Below are 18,493 nucleotides of genomic sequence, written 5' to 3'. Positions count from 1 at the left end.
AAATGTTCGAAAAAGGTGTAATACTCGTTCTAAGTTGTCTTGGTGTTATCCAGGCTCTTTTTTTATGTTTTTATCTCTTCACATTAAAGAAAGGGAATAGACAAGCTAATCGGTTTTTGGCATTTGTTTTATTGGGGTTAACAATCCGAATAGGGAAATCTATATTTCATAATTATATAGAGGTAGATCCTCGAATTCGCAACCTGGCCATTTCGGCTATATTGGCTGTAGGTCCGTTTTTATGGTTTTATGGAATTTCTCTTTTTGAAAAACAACAACGATTTTCTAAAAAACAATATGTTCACTTGATTCCCTTTGCCGCTTTTGTATTATGTAGCCCTATAATCCCCAATAATGGAGATTTTATCTCATATGTGGCATATGTATTAGTATTTGCACATTTGGGTTTTTATATAATCTTGAGTTGGAGATATATTTTTAAAATCGGGAATGATTCAAAATCTCAACTTTTGACATGGTATCGCAATATTGTAATAGGAGTGAGTTTGATGTGGGTTCTATATATCGGAATTCTTTTAGGATGGATTCCTTTTTACATTTTGGGAGCTATTTCATTTTCTTTTTTGGTATATGTATTCTCCTATTTATTGCTTAAAAAACATGTTTTTAGTTTAGAGAAGTATGGTAATTCAAGTTTAGATAAAACCACTTCAAAAAAAGTCCTTGAAGAGGTTAGATCATTGTTTAATGATGAGCAAACCTATCTAGAAAACAATGTTTCTTTACATAGCATTGCTAAGCAATTATCAATAACTCCCAGAGAACTATCACAAGTTATAAATGAAAATGAAGAGAAGAACTTTTCAGAATTCGTAAATCATTATCGAATTAAAAAGGCTAAAAACTTATTAGTCGACCCCGATTATATCAATGAAAAAATTGCTACAGTAGCATATGATTGTGGTTTTGGTAATGTAACTTCATTTAATTTGGCCTTTAAAGCCGAAACTGAGATAACGCCTTCGCAGTATAGAAATCAAAATAAGATTATATAGTTTTTCGTTTTAAAGATCATGTTTTTTAAAGAGTTTAAAGTCAAACTTTTTGATTTTGCAGCCTAATTAGTCAAAATCAAGAGATGAACAAACTTTTCGTTTTATGTGTATTTATTGTAATAGGTTGTGAGCAACCTAAAAAATCTATTTCAACTTCTTTTTCAAAAACAAATCCTATTAAAGAAACTATTATAGATAGCCTTAACCATCCTTGGAGTATGGCTTTTATTTCTGAAGAAGATGTGCTTATAACAGAAAAAGATGGTGAGCTTTTACAAGTTAATCTTAGATCAAAAAAGAAACATATTATAAAAGGTTTCCCTAGAGATCTTACAGATAGTATACGAGTAGTTTGGCGAGGGGATAATTCTGGTATTTTTGAAGTGGTTTTAGATCCAAAATTTCACGAAAACCGTCAGTTATATCTCTCTTATGCTGCAAAAAAAGAACATCATGGTAGTACTACTAAAGTGGTTCGAGCACAACTTAAAAATGACAGCTTAACCAATATAAAAACCATTCTAGAAGCTGGGCCATTTACTCGAGAATATTTTCATTACGGTGGCGGAATGGTATTTGGCAATGATGGTAAATTATATATCACCGTAGGTGAACGATTGTTTAAAGAAATTGATGAGCCCGAATTGCCTATTGCCCAAGATATAACCGATAAGCGGGGTAAAATTTACCGCTTGAACCCAGATGGTACTATTCCTGAGGATAACTCCGATTTTGGGCCAGATGCAGTACCAGGGTTATATGCTATTGGTATACGAGCAGCACAGGGAATTACGATACAACCTGATACAGGAAATATTTGGTTTAGTGAACATGGCACTAAACAAGGGGATGAAATTAATAGGTTACACATGAAAGCTAATTATGGTTGGCCTATTGTTACAACAGGGGGGTATCGTAGCAAGGCATATACACCTCCTATAATAGAGGGCGCAGAATACACAAATCCTATATGGTATTGGCCGCACACTGTTGCACCTACAGGCCTAACATTTTATGTTGGAGACGAGTTTATAGAATGGCAAAACGATCTTTTGGTTTCTGGTTTGTCAAAAGGCAGCCTGTGGCGATTTAGAATCGAAAATGATAGTATTAAAAGTGCCGAAGAATTATTTGTAAATGATCGGGTAAGGTCGAGAAAAATTATACAAAGTCCAGAAGGAAAACTATATATACTTACCGATGAAGATAACGGCAAAGTAATAAGAATACGAAATCATAAACTTAAAAATTAAACCTATGAAAACCTGCATTTTTGCCACACTATTTTTGATGTCTTTTAACTTGATCATCGGACAAGCCGAAGAAAGTAAAATTAGAAAAACTATTAATTATTATATCGAGGGCACTTCATATAATAATCCAGAAATGATTCAACAAGCTTTTTACGAAGAAGCCGATTTGTTTTTGAGTCACAAGGATAAACCAATATGGATCGTGCCTATAAAAAAATATGCTTCTGGATTTGCAAAAAGAGAAAAAGGGAAGTTTAACGGAAGAAAAGGAAAAGTCCTATCTGTAGATATAGAAAATGATATCGCTACAGCAAAGGCCGAAATTTTAATCCCTGATCATGAAATGCGATTTATAGATATTTTCCTTCTTAAAAAAATAGAAGATAAATGGTTGATAATTAGTAAAGCTGCAACTAGAACAAACTAATGGTTATGTTGCTTTGGGTATAATGAGTTTTGTCCTCACTTCACGGTTTAAGAAATATCCAGTAACAATTGTGGCCAAAACATCTGCTATAGGAAATGAAATCCAAACTCCTAATTCGCCATAAAATTTTGGAAGAATTAAGATTAATGGGATAAAAAAGAATCCTTGTCTTGATAATGTTAATAATAGGGCGGGGATTGCTTTACCAACAGCTTGAAAATAGGCAGCGCCTATTAATTGTAATGCAATAATGGGCGTTGCTGCAAATACCCATCGCATAGGAGTTGCGGTGTGCGTAAGAACGAACTGATTTAAAGCTAATTCTTTTGGACTTAGGGTTGGATCATCACTTAGAAATAGTGAAGTGATTTCTGTGGGAAATACCATTAACCCTATAAAAACTATTGTTGCTACGATGGATGCGTAGGTAATAGCAGTATTGATCGTTTGGCGCACACGAGAATAGTGTTGAGCACCATAATTATATCCGGCAATAGGTAAAAATCCTTGTGTAACCCCAAAAACAGGAAATAACGCAAACATAAGCATACGCCCAATAATAGCATATACGGCTACAAGACCTTCTTGCCCGAGATCAAATAAGATATTATTCATTAATAAATAAGTAATACTTACTACGGCTTGTCTCGACATGGTAACGCCGCCAAGAGAAGCTATTTCTGAAACAATTTCTTTTCGTAATCCAAAATGGCGAAAACCAATTTTTAATTCAGAATTTTTTGAAGCGAAAAACCAAAAAATGTATAAAAAACAGGCTAAATAAGATCCGGTAGTGGCCCAAGCAGCACCGTGCATACCCATATCCAATACTTTAATAAAAATGTAGTCGAGTAATAAATTACTAATTGTAGGAATGATCATTGCAATCATTGCAAATTTGGGTTTCCCTTCGGCACGGATAACAGTGTTTCCCATCATGGCAAAACCAAGAATAGGAACCCCATACAATATAATTTTGTAGTATATTTTGGCAGGCTCGAATATGTCTCCTTTCCCTCCAAATCGCGGGATGATATCATCAACAAAAGTTAATCCTAACACAACCAATGGTATCATAACCATTAACCCAAGAGAAACTTGATTACCCAGGGTTCTTAATGCTTTTTCTTTATCATCACTTCCTAAGGCACGAGAAATAATACTAGAACCACCTACACCTATTGACATTCCTAGTGCACCTATAAAAAAAGATACAGGTAGGACAACATTAATAGAGGCAAATGCAATAGATCCTATCCAATTACCTACAAAAATAGAATCGATCAAAATATTAAGTGACATTACTAATATTCCGATAGATGCAGGAACAGCTTGCTTAATTAAAAGCTTGCCGATAGGTTCAATGCCTAAAGCTTCAGAAGTAACTTTTGCCATTATGCAACAGGAGTTTTAGCTTCACTCCATACATGTATCCAATTAGACAGTACATCTGCCCAATCATCGCGATCATTCAAACAAGGAATTGTAGTAAATTCCTTTCCACCTACTTCATGAAATATCTCTTCTCCTTCCATCGCTATTTCTTCTAGTGTTTCTAAACAATCTGAAACAAAAGCTGGAGTTACAATAGCCATTTTTTTAATACCATCTTTTCCCATTCGTTCAATGGTGCGATCCGTGTAAGGTTGTAACCATGGATCAAAACCTAATCGGGATTGAAATGAGGTAGAGTACGTTCCATTTTTAAGTCCTAGTTTTTTAGCTACTTGTACTGTGGTCATTTCACATTGATGACGATAACAAAATTCATGTTGTTCTGATCCTTTTTTAAAACAACATTTACCATCCATCTTACAGTTTCCGTTAGTAATATCACTCTTTCTGATATGTCTCTCGGGTACTCCGTGATATGAAAAAAGTAAATGTTCGTAATCTAAATTTTCTAAGCTTTCAGAAATACTCTTGGTAAGCACATCAATGTATTCTGATTTATTATAAAATGCCGGGATATGATTGATCTTCATATCTGGAAAATATGTTGCTCGTAGTTCTTCTGCTAGTACCAAAATAGTTTCGGTCGTAGCCATTGCAAATTGAGGATATAATGGAACAATCATTACTTCATTTACTCCTTGATCGTGTAATTGCTGTAACCCTTTTTTAATAGTCATTGAGCCATATCGCATTGCTAATTCTACAGGAATTGAAGAACGATCAGCTACTTTTTTCTGTAACCTTTCTGAAAGTACTATTAATGGAGAACCTTCATCCCACCATATTTTTTTATAAGCTGCTGCCGATTTTTTAGGGCGCGTATTAAGAATAATTCCTTTAACTAATAATGTTCTTGCCCAAAGAGGAAGATCGATTACTCGAGGATCCATTAAAAATTCACCAAGATATTTTTTCACATCTTTTGGATCAGTGCTATCTGGTGATCCAAGATTAACAAGGAGAACTCCTTTACTCATAATTTTTCTTTTTATGCAAAGCAAAAATACAAACAATAAGAACTATTGAAGATAAAAACAATAAGAGTTTTTGATAGGGGGATTTGGAAATGTTACTATTAGGTTTGAATATGGATTTTTAAATATCAAACATTACTTATAAATACGTTAAATTCTAGTAAACTGAAAGTTGAGTTGTTTTATTTTAGTATTTTTAGGTAATTAAAAAAGCAAAGATGAACCCGACCCGATCGAAGTTTCAAATTTGATTGTCGAAGGTTGCATGTGATCGTTAACAAACAATAATTATTACACATGAAACGAATAATCGTAGATGTCGAAAAAGACAAGCTACCCTTTGTCCTGGAACTGTTAGAACAATTTGACTTTGTATCTGTATTGGCTGATACCACTGAAGAGAACAGAGGTATGTATGACTCTATTGTTTCTTTACAAAAAGGAGTTGGTATTCCTGGAGGGGAATCTGTAGACTAATTGCTTATTAACTTAAGCTCATCACATATTTTTTTGGAGTAGTTCCAAATTTCTTTTTAAAAGCTGCTATAAAGTGGCTCGCGGTGCTATAGCCAACTTTTAACCCTACTTCGTTCACATTGTGACTTCCGGATGCCAAAAGTTGTCGTGCTAATTCCATTTTATAATCAAATAAGAAGGCATATACAGGTTCTCCGTAGATTTGCTTAAATCCATCTTTAAGTTTTTTTAGAGGTAATCCTATTTCTTTAGATAATTCTTGCAATGTTGGTGGCTCTGCCATTCTTGCTATAATGATTTCTTTAGCCTTTCGTATTTTTAAAACATTTTCTTCATCAACAAGAAAAGGGCATTGTTCAATATTAGCATCTTCAGGTCGATTAAAATATAAACTTAATAACTCGTATGCTTTACCCTTAAAATATAATAATTTGATGGATGGGTGTAGACCATAATTCATGATTTGATTTAGAACAACAGCCATCGACGGAGAAATTACTGCATCTGTATAGTATTTTTTATCCCTATTACCTTCGCCTAAAAAAGGAATGTAATCTGCTTCTTTAGAAAATAGGGAATGAAATTTTTTGATAGAGATAAGTATCGTGATTAACCATGAATCTTTTTCCATTTCAAGATTCATAGGTAAATCTCGTTGAGGATTGTAGAGTAATAACGAATTTTCTTCGGCAAGATTGATAGCGTAACTCCCGTTATTAAAATTAAACTTTATTGCACCCTTTATGCAAAAATGAAATTGAATAAAATTACTGTCGATGTCTCGTATAACTCTTTGGTTATCACCAGATTCGTTTTGAAATTTTAATACGAAAAAACCATCTTCAATTTGGGTCTCTTCTAAAATCCCTGGAGCGTTATTTTTTAATTCAATTTCCATCTTTACAAAAAATGTTTTATTTAGAAATAATCTAAACTATCGCCAAAGGTTATTAATTATATCAACAAAAATAGTGGTTTTAGGCGATTTAGGCTAGAAAAATATCGAGAATACCGTTTTTCGTTACTTATTGTTCCTCTAGCGTTATTTTATCAGAGTTTTGTAAAATATTTTTGTTCTGTAAACGGAATAGAAAATACATGGAGCCCCATTTGCGAGCGAAAGGAAAACATTTTTATGCCATTGGCCTTAGTTATAAGAAGGCCGATGCTGAGGTAAGAGGCCATTTTAGCATTAATGATGAAGCTAAAAAAAACATCCTTTTACAAGCTAAAACCGAAGGTATATCTTCACTTGTTGTGATTTCTACATGCAATAGAACCGAATTATACGGGTTTGCAGAACATCCTTTTCAACTTATCAAATTGCTTTGTGAGCATACTCACGGAACGGTTGAAGAATTTGAAAAAGTTGCATATGTTCATAAAAATAGTAGTGCAGTCTCTCACTTATTTAAAGTAGGGACAGGTCTTGATAGTCAGATTTTGGGAGATTTTGAAATTATTAGCCAGATAAAAATAAGTTTCAAAGAATCTAAGAAAAAGGAGATGGTTAATCCTTTTATGGAGCGGTTAGTTAATGCGGTGATTCAGGCAAGTAAACGAATCAAAAATGAAACCGAAATTTCGAGCGGAGCTACTTCTGTAAGTTTTGCTGCTGTACAATATATATTGGCCAGAGTACCACACGTTTCGGATAAAAACTTATTACTTTTTGGTACCGGAAAAATCGGAAGAAATACGTGTGAAAACTTGGTAAAACATACCAAAAATGAACACATTGTATTAATTAATAGAACAAAAACTAAGGCAGAGAAAATTGCGGGAAAATTTAATCTTTTGGTAAAAGATTATGCAAACATACAATCTGAAATTAAAAACTCTGACGTATTGATTGTTGCCACTGGAGCGCAAAAACCTACAATTTCTAAAGCGCTGATACATTCTGAAAAACCTTTGTTGATTTTGGATTTATCCATACCAAGAAATGTTGCGATGGATGTTACAGAGTTATCTAATGTTACTTTGGTTCATTTAGATGACTTATCAAAAATGACAGATAGAACTTTACAACGTAGAAAAGAACATATTCCGGATGCAGAACGTATTATAGAAGATATTAAAGGAGAATTTGATAGTTGGTTAGAGACGCGTAAATTCGCCCCTACTATTAAAGCATTAAAAAATAAGTTGACCACGTTAAAGGACGCCGAAATTAATTTGCAGAGAAAAAAATATGCGGATTTTAATCAAGAGCAAGCAGATATTATAAGTGATCGAATAATCCAAAAGATCACAAATCATTTTGCCAATCATTTAAAGGATGACAGCACTTCGGCAGATGAGAGTATAGAACTTATTCAGAAAGTATTTCAATTACAAAACAAGTAATCTTGGCTAAAAAAATTCGCATAGGAACCAGAGATAGTGAATTAGCACTTTGGCAAGCAAATACGGTTCAGAAAAAAATAAAAGAATTTGGTTATCAAAGTGAGTTAGTTCCTGTGAAATCTACAGGAGATATTATCCTAGATAAACCACTATATGAGCTGGGTATTACTGGAGTTTTTACAAAAACTCTGGATATAGCCATGCTTAATAATGATATAGACATTGCTGTACATTCTATGAAAGATGTACCTACTGTTTTACCTCATGGTATTGTAGAAGCTGCTGTTTTGGAAAGAGCGAATGTACGTGATATTTTGGTGCATAAAGGACTTGCTTTTCTTGACGAAAAGGGTACTATCGCTACAGGAAGTTTAAGAAGAAAAGCGCAATGGTTGCATAAATTCCCGACTCATGATGTTGTTGATTTACGTGGAAATGTGAATACTCGAATGCAGAAACTAACAGATAGTATTTGGAATGGTGCCATATTTGCTGCGGCTGGTTTGGAGCGGATTAATTTGAAACCAGAAAATTACATTGATTTGGATTGGATGGTTCCTGCTCCTGCTCAAGGAGCTATGCTGGTAGTTGCCAAAGAAACAGATGAATATTGCAAAAGTGCCTTATCAAATTTAAACCATTCATCTTCGGAAATCTGTGTGCATATCGAACGAGAATTTTTGAGAGAACTAGAAGGAGGGTGTACTGCTCCAATTGGAGCATTGGCAGAAATACGTGATGAAATTATCCGTTTTAATGGAGTATTATTTAGTTTGGATGGCAAGAAGAAAATAGAGGTACATAAAGAAGTAAAGATTGGAGAGCAATTGGATTTTGGAAAAATTTGTGCCCAGGAGATTTTAAATAATGGCGGAAGAGAATTAATGAAGGAGATAAAAGAAATTATGAAGTAATGACTGCGGCAACGGTGTTATCGACAAAAAAAATCTCCTTACCTCAGAAAGAATTACTGTTGAACTCGGGTATTGGTTTTGTTTTATATGATGCTATTACAATTGAAATTTTGAAATTTAACTTAGCAGAGTCGGTAGTAAACGGAATCTTTACAAGCAAAAACGCAGTAAAGGCAATTATAGAATCTGAAATAAACATTTCAAATTGTTTTTGTGTCGGAGAAAACACAAAAAGGTTATTGCAGAATAATGGACTTAAAGTAGTCGAAACTGCTCAAAATGCTTCGGATTTGGCCAAAAAAATTATAAAAGGATATAAAAATGAAGATTTTTCCTTTTTTTGTGGAAATTTGAGAAGAAATGAATTACCAGATCTATTAGCACAGAATAAAATAACATTAAAAGAGCAAAAAGTGTATAAAACGCACTTAAATTCAAAGAAATTTAATCGTTCTTTTGATGGAATTCTATTTTTTAGCCCTTCTGGAGTACAAAGTTATGTAGCCGAAAATACAATAGATCAAAGTGTAGCTTTTTGTATAGGAAACACAACAGCATCTGAAGCAAAGAAGTATTGTGACACCATAATTGTGGCTAATAAACCAACCGTTGAAAATGTTATAGTTCAGGCTGTAAAATATTTTAATAAGAAATAACTTATGATGCTATTACATATGGGCATCATTTTATGATTGTGATACTAATAAAAATATCCTGAGAAGAATCGGGATGAAAAAGAATATGATAAAAAACGACCTTTTTCTTAAAGCCTTAAAAGGAGAAACAGTAGAACGTCCTCCAGTATGGATGATGCGACAAGCCGGAAGATATTTACCAGAGTTTAGAGCGTTAAAAGCCAAGTATGATTTCTTTACACGTTGTAGAACACCAGAACTAGCTTCAGAAATTACGGTACAACCTATTGATATTATTGGACCCGATGCTGCTATCCTTTTTAGTGATATTTTGGTGATTCCTCAGGCGATGAACATCGAAGTGGAGATGAAAGACGGCATTGGCCCATGGTTACCGAATCCTATTAGATCTTTGAAAGATTTAGAGCAAGTAGTAGTGCCAGATGTACATGAGGAATTAGGATATGTAATGGATGCTATAAAATTAACCAAAGAACGTTTAGATAATCGCGTTCCACTTATCGGTTTCGCAGGTTCTCCTTGGACCATACTTTGCTATGCTGTACAGGGGCAAGGGTCTAAGAATTTTGACAAAGCCAAAGAACTTTGTTTTACCGAACCCAAGGCTGCACATAAATTATTGCAAATGATAACCGATACTACTATAGCTTATTTAAAAGCTAAAGTTGCAACTGGTGTAAATGCTGTTCAGGTATTTGATAGTTGGGGAGGGATGTTATCACCTGTAGATTACAAAGAATTCTCCTGGAACTATATTCAGCAAATTATTGATGCTTTAAAAGATGAGACCGAGGTAATCGTTTTTGGTAAAGGATGTTGGTTCGCTCTACAAGACATGGCTCAATCTGGCGCATCTGCATTGGGGGTAGATTGGACATGTTCTGCAAGAAATGCTCGTTATCTTACAGGAGGAAATATTACACTGCAAGGAAATTTTGATCCATCAAGATTATTATCACCACCTGCCGATATTAAAAAAATGACAAAGCAGATGATTGATGAGTTTGGTAAGGATAAATACATTGCTAATTTGGGACATGGTATTTTACCAAATATCCCAGTCGATAATGCTAGAGCATTTGTAGATGCAGTAAAAGAATATCAAGGTTAAAACATGGATTTGTGGGGAGTACTAAAACGGTTAAGTATAGTAGAATTATACCGATTAGCCGTTTTAACACTCAAATATCCCATATATATTATCCCAACGATAAAGGCTACAAAACGAACATTAATAATTTGCGATACATATTATGGCACCTCGCATCATAAGAATGGAAAAGAAAATGCATTTAGACATGCTCTTTGGAATGTTCTAATTTGCCAAAAAACGTTCAAAATCACCAAAAAAACACGAAAATCGACGAATTGGGCTCAAAAAATAACCGATTTGCATGAAAAACTTGCTCCTAATGAACCTTTAGAAAATTGTATGGATTTACATAATAATGAAATGGGCAGAAAGTTTTTTAACGATTTACTATATAGTTCAGAAGAAGAAATAGTATCTTTTTTAATCCAAGAAACGCAAAAGGCCAAAGAAATAATCGAGATAAATGACGTTGTTAACCTTAAAAATAGTTTGGTGTATTTTCTAGAAAAACCAGATTAGTGAAACAAACCTTCAGTTTAGTATACTAATTAAAAAGAGTATGCTATAAATTATAGCAGAAAATATAAAATTCAATCAATTTATAAGACTATGTTCAAGAATATTATAAACGGAATTAAGGCCTATTTTGGAACATTTAAACTGATTTCGAAACTCGGATTATGGAAATTTTTTGCTATTCCCATTTTAATTAGTGTAATAACAGGGTTTATTTTTGTGGCATTGGCCTATTTCTTTTCGGATAATTTGGGAACCTTAATTGCCAGAATTTGGCCTTGGGAATGGGGATCAGAAACCTTTGCAACAATAAGCACCTATATGGGCGGGCTATTAATACTGGTTTTGGGGCTAGTATTGTATAAACATATTGTAATGGCACTTTCTGCACCGTTTATGAGTCCTGTTTCAGAAAAGGTAGAAGCTCACTTATTAGGCGAGACTGATCATATACACCGAAATACTTCTTTTAGTCAACAATTATCAAGAGGTATCCGTATTAATATTCGAAACCTATGTAGAGAACTGTTATTTATGATTCCGCTTATTATTTTGAGCTTTATACCGGTTATAGGGATTGCATTTACCATATTGATATTTTTGATACAGGCATATTATGTGGGGTTTGGTAATATGGATTACACCATGGAACGTCATTTTAATTATAAGGAAAGTGTACAATTTGTAAGAAAACATAGAGGAACCGCAATTGGTAACGGAATTGTATTTGTACTAATGCTTTTTATACCAATTATTGGTTTTATTATAACATTGCCAATATCGGTAGTCGCAGCATCAACCGAGACGGTTAAGATTTTGGATCAGAAAAAATTGATTGCGGGAAATAATTCTTCAGAAGAACCTAAAAAAATAACAGAGTAAATATTTGTCTCTTAATAGCATAGTGTATCAACATGAAAGATAAATTTTATAAGTATATCCAAGAATTACAGGATACCATAACCTTAAAGATTGAGGAGATCGATGGTAAAGCCAAATTTGATGAAGATCAATGGAAACGCCCTGAAGGTGGTGGAGGGAGAACAAGGGTAATAGAAAACGGGAATGTTTTTGAAAAAGGGGGCGTAAATATCTCTGGGGTACATGGAGCATTGCCTAAGGCAATGCAGAGTTATTTTAACGTTGGCGAGGTTAATTTTTTTGCCTGTGGTTTATCTTTGGTATTACACCCCAAAAATCCAATGGCTCCTACTGTACATGCTAACTGGCGATATTTTGAAATGTACAATAAAGAAGGGGATATAGTTGATAGTTGGTTTGGTGGTGGACAAGACTTAACCCCATATTATCTTTTTGAAGAAGATGCAGTTCATTTTCATCAAGTATGCAAAATATCTTGCGATAAACATAATCCTGAGTTTTATCCTGCCTATAAACAAAAGTGTGATGAATACTTTTATAATGCACATAGAGAAGAAGGAAGAGGAGTGGGTGGTTTGTTTTTTGATTACTGTAAAACTACTGAAGAAATGTCTATGCAAAATTGGTATGATTTTGTTACCGAAGTAGGTAACAGTTTTTTAGAAGCTTATGTTCCAATTATAGAACGAAGAAAAGACTTACCATTTACCAAAAATCAAAGAGATTGGCAAGAAATTAGAAGAGGTAGATATGTAGAATTTAACCTAGTTCACGATAAAGGAACACTTTTTGGGCTAAAAACTAACGGACGAATAGAAAGTATCCTAATGAGCCTTCCACCCCAAGTACAGTGGCGGTATGATCATCATCCAAAACCGGAAAGTGAAGAGGAAAAACTAGTTAAAGTGCTTAAAAAACCCGTTGAATGGTTATAAATTGATTTTTTTTTATTATATTGCGCTGTAATTATCTAAGAATTACTTGTTTATGATTCTAAATATTTAACACAAATGCCCATGAAAAAATTTCTACTATTGCTTACCTCAGTCCTTCTTGTTAGTTGCCAGATATTTGAGCCTAAAAAGGAAGGGTTTGCTAAATTTTCAAAAAACAAAATCGAATTTAAGAATAATACGATAGTTCTTACAAGCGATTATGTAAAGGCAACCCCTGAAGATTTTAAAGCCAAAATCAATTTATTAGAAGGCGAATTAAAATTCAAAAATGTTGCGCTTGCCGAATTGAAAAAAATCGAAAACAAAAAAGTTGATTTTGAATTATTTGTAGATGCTACCAATATTCAAAATTATGTGTTTATTTATACATGTGATTTCTATCAGTTCGATGAACACAGAGCTGCTCGAGTAGTGCAAGCTCTAAGTGATCAGATAAAAGATGAAGCAAATATTCAAGAAGTGAATTACAAAAGAATTCACGGTCGATATTTCTTTACACCAACCTCAAAAGTGGTTAAACTTAAGTATCTAAAAGCGTATAAAAAAGATAGAAGATTCCAAACAGAATACATTGTAGCTTCGAAATCAGGTGGAGTAGGGTTACTTATTAGTAATCTAGAGGACATCGATTTTGAAAATTCTGTAAAACGTATAGCTTCAAAATAAGATAGATAATCCGCTTAATAGGATCTATTAGACAATTTTAAATGCCGTATCTTAGACAATATCATATGTCGAGGGTATGGCATTTAATATTTATTATATCTACGATTTATTTGAAACAAGCTAAATATAGGGAAATGCAAAAAATAATAGTTTTTCTTAGTATTATCTGTTGCATTGGTTGCGCTCGTTCTTTAGAACCTACTCCCGAGAACATTAATAAAATTTTTTCATCCAAAGATTTTACTTTCGAATTTAATACAGTTGATGGAATTTGTAAATCTATAAGTTTTAGAAACGACTACTTAGTGTACAAAAGTGATGCACCTACATTGCGAAGAGAAATATTATATGATGAGGTGATATTAATAAATGATTATATACAAAAGATTGTTAACCTACATTCAGATACATTAGATCGAGATACGTCTTCATATTATGTTATAAAAAATACCGCCTATAAGGTGATTATTGTACCTAATCAAGAGGATTATTATTTTGAAGCATTAGTCAAAACCTTGAAATTGCATCCAACTCAAAACAAATAATTCTCACTACTTTAATATTTACTAGAAAAATAATGAAAAGGACGTTTCTTCATAAGGAGTTGAGTGAGCCGTTAAACTACCTCCGTGCAGATGCATAATTTGTTTAGAAAGACTTAAGCCTATTCCTGTACCATCATTTTTGGTAGTATAAAAAGGAACAAAAATTTGACTCATAATTTCTGGCGAAATTCCTGGGCCATTATCCGATACACTAATGTATTTTTTTCCTTTGTCTGTGGTGCCAGAAGTAAGCATTACTTTACCATCTTCAACACCATTTAATGCTTGGATGGCATTTTTTGAAAGATTAATTAATACTTGTGTAATTAACTTTTCATCTGCAAAAATTTCGATTTCTTCTTCTGAATTGATATAATGGATAGATATTTTAGGTATATCTGTTTCTGGGTTAATCAAGACCTTTATTTTTTCTAATAGTTTTTTTACATTTATAATCTCCTTATCAGGATTGGGGACACTTAAAAAACTGCGATAAGATTGCACAAAACTCATCAAGTCTTTTCCTTGTTCTTTGATGACTTCTAATCCCTTTGCCGTAAGACGTATTTTACTTTCATCAAGTTCTTCTAGTGGTATTGTTCCTTTTTCATTTATGTAATAATTTAGAATCGATTCTGAAATTGAGGTGATAGGAGTAACCGTATTCATAATTTCATGGGTTAATACCCGAATAAGTTTCATCCAAGAATCCGTTTCTTTTTTATCTAATTCACTATCAATATCTTGTATCGTAATTAGATTAAGCACTTCTTGATTGAGCACAATCTCATTGGACTTAATGACTAATTGAATAGTCTCTCGTTCGTTAGTAAGTTGAAAAAGTTTTCTTTCAAAAGAGGTAAGGTTACTAAACATCTCGAAGAGTTTTTTATCAACCTGCGCTAATTGCTTAATATGATTTAAAGGGGTATAATTTAATAACTTTTCTACTTTAGGATTTGCAAAAAGAATATGTCCTTTGGCATTAAAAGTTAGAATACCGATTTCAGCTTGGTTCAAGATTTCCTGATAATATTTTTCTTGGGCTTGGTTTTTTAAGAATACTTTTTGCATCATAGAATTAAAAGAATTAAGGCTATGATTTAACTCATTAAAGGACTTCGCATTATCTCGTTCTGGAAAACTTAGTGTAAAATCTTCATTTTTTATTGAATGAAAAAAGAAAGCAATCTTTCTATTATTTTGATTCAAATATTTAATAAGTAATAATGTTTGTGATAAAAATATAAACATTAATATTACAAACCAGGCATAGTATTCTTTAAAAAGAGTGAAAGCTATTAGTAAAGAATTAATAGCAATACTGATGACTCGAATTACGAGTTGAACATAAAAATTCCTACTGATCATTAGTTATTGAATTTCTTAATTTTATTATATAAGGTTTGCCTTGAAATACCTAATTGAATTGCTGCAGCACTATAATTTCCATTGTGTTGATTTACAGCTTTATCAATCATTAATTTTTCCATTTCATCAAGTGTTTCTGGGCCTGATTCAAAAGAAATATTATTTCCTGCACTCAATATAAAATCTGATGGTTTTAGTACATTGCCTTCAGAGAGTATTACAGCTCTTTCCATAGTGTGTTGCAATTCTCTAACATTACCAGGCCATGTATATGTTAATAATTTCTCTTCGGAGGCATTATTTATGCGAAGCGCGGATTTACCATATTTCGTAGTATATTTATTTAAATAAAAATCTGCTAGAATCAGAATATCTTTTTCTCTTTCTCGTAATGGAGGAACTTCAACATGAATTGTGTTGATTCGATATAATAGATCTTCTCTGAAAATACCATCAACAACCATTTGCGGGAGATTACAATTAGTGGCACAAATTAATCGAATATCTACAGGAATAGATTTATTAGATCCTACTCGAACAATAGTCCTATTTTGTATTGCAGATAATAATTTTGCTTGTGTTTGTAAAGACAAATTCCCAATTTCATCTAGAAATAAGGTGCCCCCATTAGCAGCTTCGAATTTACCTGCGCGATTTTCTTTAGCATCTGTGAAAGCTCCCTTAGTATGTCCGAAAAGTTCACTTTCGAATAAAGTTTCTGATATCGATCCCATATCTACACCAATAAAAACCTCTTCTTTTCTAGAAGATGTTCGATGCAATTCTCTGGCGATTAATTCTTTTCCTGTACCATTTTCTCCCGTTATAAGAACATTAACATCAGTCTTTGCAACTTTTTGGACTAAACTTAATACCGAAGTTAATACTTTTGAATTTCCTATAATAGAATTAGAATCTTGGTTAATTACTTGTTTAAGGTGGCTTTCTTTCTCTTTTAATTTGGTAATTTCTTTTTTAGATTTACGTAATAGAATAGCTGATTTTATAGTAATTAATAGTTTTTCATTATTCCAAGGTTTTAATATGAAATCTGTAGCACCTTCTTTTAGTGCCTTAACGGCAAGATCTACAGCGCCATAAGCAGTCATCATAATTACAGAAACATAAGGAGCCCTTTTCTTAATATCTTTAAGCCAGAATAAACCTTCGTTACCTGTATTTACTCCTGCGGAAAAATTCATGTCTAATAATACAATATCAAAATCACTTAAATTTTGGACTGAAGATATTTGATTGGGATTAGAAATGGTTTCTATATATCTAAATTCAAATTGTAATAGAATTTCTAGAGCGCTTAGAACACTCTTATTGTCATCTATAACCAAGATTTTTCCATCTTGCATAACGTTATGTTTTTATAATCACTTCATAAAAGTACAAATTAGATATCCTATTTCTGATTTTTGTGTAAAATAATTAGACACTATGTGTATGATTATTTTACATTATTTGTATTTCAATTTCAACAAAACTTAATTAAATATATGATAATCAGCTAATTAAATTTATGGCATAACATTAGACTAAGGAATGATATCAAAACATTTTTAAGTATTTGAACTGATGAATAACAAAAACAAAATAGTATTTTTTATATTAATACTTGTGATGAATATTACTAGTGCTCAAAAAACATGGTCTTTGAATGAGTGTATTACTTATGCCTTAAATAACAATTTACAACTCAATGAGTTTAAATATAATCAAGATGCAAATAAAGAAACGTATAAACAATCTATAAGGAATTTGTTACCTAATATTAGTGCATCTTCAAGCTATATTAAGAATTTTGGTAGATCAGAAAACCCTAACACCAATCTTTTCGAGAATACAGAATTTGTTTCAAATAATTATAATTTAGAAGCAGGACTCGATTTATTTAGAGGTTTTCAAAAGATGAACACGATTAGAGCTTCAAAACTTTTACATGATGCTTCAAAAGAAGAAACACTTCATCAAAAATATCTATTAGCATTTAGAGTAATGTCTGCCTTTTATGATATTCAATTTATGGAAGGGTTGCATAATATTTCTAAGGAACAAGAACAAGTATCTAAGGACAACTATGATTTGGTTAATAGACAAGTTGGTTTAGGACAAAAAGCGAAAGCAGATTTATACGAAGCGCAATCTGCGTTATTAGCGGATCAGTTATTAGTCACTCAAAATTTAAATAATATAACTGCGGCAAAACTAGCTTTAATACAAGAAATGAACTTGCAAGAGGCTACAACAATAGATATTCAGTCTTCTCTGATAGAACTCAATGAAGATGATGTGACCTATGATAGAGATAAGAATTCTATTTTTAATAAAGCTAAGAGTTTTATACCTATTATTAAAGCACAAGAATTTAGAGCAAAAGCGGCTCAAAGAGAATTAGCAGCTGCAAAAGGGGGTTTGTACCCCTCATTATCGTTGCTAGCTGGATATGGATCAAGATATGTTGATAATGGACTGGATAGTGATACTGGAGAGGTAATTCCTTTTAATACACAGATAAAAGATAATGCTGCACAGTTTGTTGGTTTTGCAATTAATATACCTATTAGTAACGGTTGGTCAAATCATTCGCGAGTAAAACAGCAGAAAGTAGCTACAATGCGTGCAAAAAATAATTATAATATTCAGGAACAAGAACTATATCAGCTAATACAAGAACTTGTTCAGGAAGCTAACGCATTAGAAACAGAATACCAACAAAGTTCACAAAAAATGGAATCACAAATATTAACTTTTGAAATCGCGCAAAAGCGATACGAAAAAGGATTGATAAGTGCTATAGAGCTTAATCAATCAAAAAATTTACTCGCAAATTCTAAAAACGAAAATTTGCAAGTTCAGTTACGATTAAAAGTAAATAAAAGTACTTTAGACTTTTATCAAGGATTACCAGTATTTAATATAAATAGAGCGCAATAA

At 32.7% G+C, this 18,493-nt stretch carries 19 protein-coding genes; 14 read left to right on the top strand and 5 right to left on the bottom strand.

Features of this window, described 5'->3' with window-relative positions; all coding sequences use genetic code 11:
- The first annotated feature begins 2 nt into the window (after positions 1-2).
- From DK508_RS16295 to DK508_RS16285, 3 genes are all read left to right on the top strand, one after another.
- Positions 3-1,016: an AraC family transcriptional regulator gene (locus tag DK508_RS16295; RefSeq protein WP_109301852.1), complete on the top strand. Its 1,014-nt coding sequence runs from the start codon at positions 3-5 to the stop codon at positions 1,014-1,016.
- An 83-nt stretch (positions 1,017-1,099) separates the two neighbouring features.
- Positions 1,100-2,269 (top strand): PQQ-dependent sugar dehydrogenase, encoded by a 1,170-nt coding sequence (locus DK508_RS16290; protein WP_109301851.1) that lies wholly within the window; start codon positions 1,100-1,102, stop codon positions 2,267-2,269.
- Positions 2,270-2,273: 4 nt separating this feature from the next.
- Positions 2,274-2,696, top strand: coding sequence for a nuclear transport factor 2 family protein (locus tag DK508_RS16285; RefSeq protein WP_109301850.1), 423 nt, complete (start codon positions 2,274-2,276; stop codon positions 2,694-2,696).
- 3 nt (positions 2,697-2,699) lie between these two features.
- Here DK508_RS16285 and DK508_RS16280 read toward each other — a convergent pair whose 3' ends face one another.
- Positions 2,700-4,091, bottom strand: coding sequence for an MATE family efflux transporter (locus tag DK508_RS16280; RefSeq protein ID WP_109301849.1), 1,392 nt, complete (start codon positions 4,089-4,091; stop codon positions 2,700-2,702).
- On the bottom strand, positions 4,091-5,128 hold the full coding sequence (hemH, locus tag DK508_RS16275) for a ferrochelatase (protein ID WP_109301848.1): 1,038 nt from the start codon (positions 5,126-5,128) through the stop codon (positions 4,091-4,093). Before hemH ends, DK508_RS16280 begins: the two co-directional genes overlap by 1 nt.
- A 294-nt stretch (positions 5,129-5,422) precedes the next feature.
- Between hemH and DK508_RS16270 the strand changes: the two genes are divergently transcribed.
- Positions 5,423-5,602 (top strand): hypothetical protein, encoded by a 180-nt coding sequence (locus DK508_RS16270; protein ID WP_109301847.1) that lies wholly within the window; start codon positions 5,423-5,425, stop codon positions 5,600-5,602.
- A 7-nt stretch (positions 5,603-5,609) separates the two neighbouring features.
- Here DK508_RS16270 and DK508_RS16265 read toward each other — a convergent pair whose 3' ends face one another.
- Positions 5,610-6,500, bottom strand: a complete 891-nt coding sequence (locus DK508_RS16265; RefSeq protein ID WP_109301846.1) for an AraC family transcriptional regulator — start codon at positions 6,498-6,500, stop codon at positions 5,610-5,612.
- 200 nt (positions 6,501-6,700) lie between these two features.
- Between DK508_RS16265 and hemA the strand changes: the two genes are divergently transcribed.
- The 9 genes from hemA (at position 6,701) to DK508_RS16220 (ending at position 14,179) form a co-directional block, all read left to right on the top strand.
- A complete protein-coding gene (gene hemA, locus DK508_RS16260) occupies positions 6,701-7,951 on the top strand; it encodes a glutamyl-tRNA reductase (protein WP_109301845.1) in 1,251 nt (416 codons plus the stop codon).
- On the top strand, positions 7,951-8,865 hold the full coding sequence (gene hemC, locus DK508_RS16255; protein WP_109301844.1) for a hydroxymethylbilane synthase: 915 nt from the start codon (positions 7,951-7,953) through the stop codon (positions 8,863-8,865). Before hemA ends, hemC begins: the two co-directional genes overlap by 1 nt.
- A complete protein-coding gene (locus DK508_RS16250) occupies positions 8,865-9,521 on the top strand; it encodes a uroporphyrinogen-III synthase (RefSeq protein ID WP_109301843.1) in 657 nt (218 codons plus the stop codon). Before hemC ends, DK508_RS16250 begins: the two co-directional genes overlap by 1 nt.
- An 85-nt stretch (positions 9,522-9,606) precedes the next feature.
- Positions 9,607-10,632, top strand: coding sequence for a uroporphyrinogen decarboxylase (gene hemE / locus DK508_RS16245; RefSeq protein ID WP_109302741.1), 1,026 nt, complete (start codon positions 9,607-9,609; stop codon positions 10,630-10,632).
- 3 nt (positions 10,633-10,635) lie between these two features.
- Positions 10,636-11,133, top strand: coding sequence for a hypothetical protein (locus tag DK508_RS16240; protein ID WP_109301842.1), 498 nt, complete (start codon positions 10,636-10,638; stop codon positions 11,131-11,133).
- A 90-nt stretch (positions 11,134-11,223) separates the two neighbouring features.
- Positions 11,224-12,012: an EI24 domain-containing protein gene (locus tag DK508_RS16235; protein ID WP_109301841.1), complete on the top strand. Its 789-nt coding sequence runs from the start codon at positions 11,224-11,226 to the stop codon at positions 12,010-12,012.
- Between the two features lie 32 nt (positions 12,013-12,044).
- Entirely contained in the window at positions 12,045-12,947 is a 903-nt protein-coding gene (gene hemF, locus DK508_RS16230; RefSeq protein WP_109301840.1) for an oxygen-dependent coproporphyrinogen oxidase, read from the top strand.
- An 81-nt stretch (positions 12,948-13,028) separates the two neighbouring features.
- Complete coding sequence (locus tag DK508_RS16225) at positions 13,029-13,634, top strand: hypothetical protein (protein WP_109301839.1); 606 nt, start codon at positions 13,029-13,031, stop codon at positions 13,632-13,634.
- A gap of 134 nt (positions 13,635-13,768) precedes the next feature.
- Positions 13,769-14,179, top strand: coding sequence for a hypothetical protein (locus DK508_RS16220; protein WP_109301838.1), 411 nt, complete (start codon positions 13,769-13,771; stop codon positions 14,177-14,179).
- A gap of 21 nt (positions 14,180-14,200) precedes the next feature.
- Here DK508_RS16220 and DK508_RS16215 read toward each other — a convergent pair whose 3' ends face one another.
- On the bottom strand, positions 14,201-15,550 hold the full coding sequence (locus DK508_RS16215; protein WP_109301837.1) for a PAS domain-containing sensor histidine kinase: 1,350 nt from the start codon (positions 15,548-15,550) through the stop codon (positions 14,201-14,203).
- Positions 15,550-16,914: a sigma-54 dependent transcriptional regulator gene (locus DK508_RS16210; protein WP_109301836.1), complete on the bottom strand. Its 1,365-nt coding sequence runs from the start codon at positions 16,912-16,914 to the stop codon at positions 15,550-15,552. Before DK508_RS16210 ends, DK508_RS16215 begins: the two co-directional genes overlap by 1 nt.
- A gap of 265 nt (positions 16,915-17,179) precedes the next feature.
- Between DK508_RS16210 and DK508_RS16205 the strand changes: the two genes are divergently transcribed.
- Complete coding sequence (locus DK508_RS16205; RefSeq protein WP_235016423.1) at positions 17,180-18,493, top strand: TolC family protein; 1,314 nt, start codon at positions 17,180-17,182, stop codon at positions 18,491-18,493.

It is taken from the genome of Aquimarina sp. AU474 (genome assembly GCF_900312815.1).
Classification (GTDB): Bacteria; Bacteroidota; Bacteroidia; order Flavobacteriales; family Flavobacteriaceae; genus Aquimarina.
The sequence above is the reverse complement of the archived record's forward strand: the minus strand, read 5'-3'. Positions and strand labels throughout refer to the sequence as shown.

Excerpts from the sequence above, each read along its gene's own strand:
- hemE (WP_109302741.1), top strand. The coding sequence starts at position 9,607 with ATGATAAAAAACGACCTTTTTCTTAAAGCCTTAAAAGGAGAAACAGTA.
- hemH (WP_109301848.1), bottom strand. The coding sequence starts at position 5,128 with ATGAGTAAAGGAGTTCTCCTTGTTAATCTTGGATCACCAGATAGCACT.
- DK508_RS16215 (WP_109301837.1), bottom strand. The coding sequence starts at position 15,550 with ATGATCAGTAGGAATTTTTATGTTCAACTCGTAATTCGAGTCATCAGT.
- DK508_RS16220 (WP_109301838.1), top strand. The coding sequence starts at position 13,769 with ATGCAAAAAATAATAGTTTTTCTTAGTATTATCTGTTGCATTGGTTGC.
- DK508_RS16250 (WP_109301843.1), top strand. The coding sequence starts at position 8,865 with ATGACTGCGGCAACGGTGTTATCGACAAAAAAAATCTCCTTACCTCAG.
- DK508_RS16210 (WP_109301836.1), bottom strand. The coding sequence starts at position 16,914 with ATGCAAGATGGAAAAATCTTGGTTATAGATGACAATAAGAGTGTTCTA.
- DK508_RS16240 (WP_109301842.1), top strand. The coding sequence starts at position 10,636 with ATGGATTTGTGGGGAGTACTAAAACGGTTAAGTATAGTAGAATTATAC.
- DK508_RS16285 (WP_109301850.1), top strand. The coding sequence starts at position 2,274 with ATGAAAACCTGCATTTTTGCCACACTATTTTTGATGTCTTTTAACTTG.
- DK508_RS16295 (WP_109301852.1), top strand. The coding sequence starts at position 3 with ATGTTCGAAAAAGGTGTAATACTCGTTCTAAGTTGTCTTGGTGTTATC.
- hemA (WP_109301845.1), top strand. The coding sequence starts at position 6,701 with ATGGAGCCCCATTTGCGAGCGAAAGGAAAACATTTTTATGCCATTGGC.
- DK508_RS16235 (WP_109301841.1), top strand. The coding sequence starts at position 11,224 with ATGTTCAAGAATATTATAAACGGAATTAAGGCCTATTTTGGAACATTT.
- DK508_RS16270 (WP_109301847.1), top strand. The coding sequence starts at position 5,423 with ATGAAACGAATAATCGTAGATGTCGAAAAAGACAAGCTACCCTTTGTC.
- DK508_RS16225 (WP_109301839.1), top strand. The coding sequence starts at position 13,029 with ATGAAAAAATTTCTACTATTGCTTACCTCAGTCCTTCTTGTTAGTTGC.
- hemF (WP_109301840.1), top strand. The coding sequence starts at position 12,045 with ATGAAAGATAAATTTTATAAGTATATCCAAGAATTACAGGATACCATA.
- DK508_RS16205 (WP_235016423.1), top strand. The coding sequence starts at position 17,180 with ATGAATATTACTAGTGCTCAAAAAACATGGTCTTTGAATGAGTGTATT.
- DK508_RS16280 (WP_109301849.1), bottom strand. The coding sequence starts at position 4,091 with ATGGCAAAAGTTACTTCTGAAGCTTTAGGCATTGAACCTATCGGCAAG.
- DK508_RS16265 (WP_109301846.1), bottom strand. The coding sequence starts at position 6,500 with ATGGAAATTGAATTAAAAAATAACGCTCCAGGGATTTTAGAAGAGACC.
- DK508_RS16290 (WP_109301851.1), top strand. The coding sequence starts at position 1,100 with ATGAACAAACTTTTCGTTTTATGTGTATTTATTGTAATAGGTTGTGAG.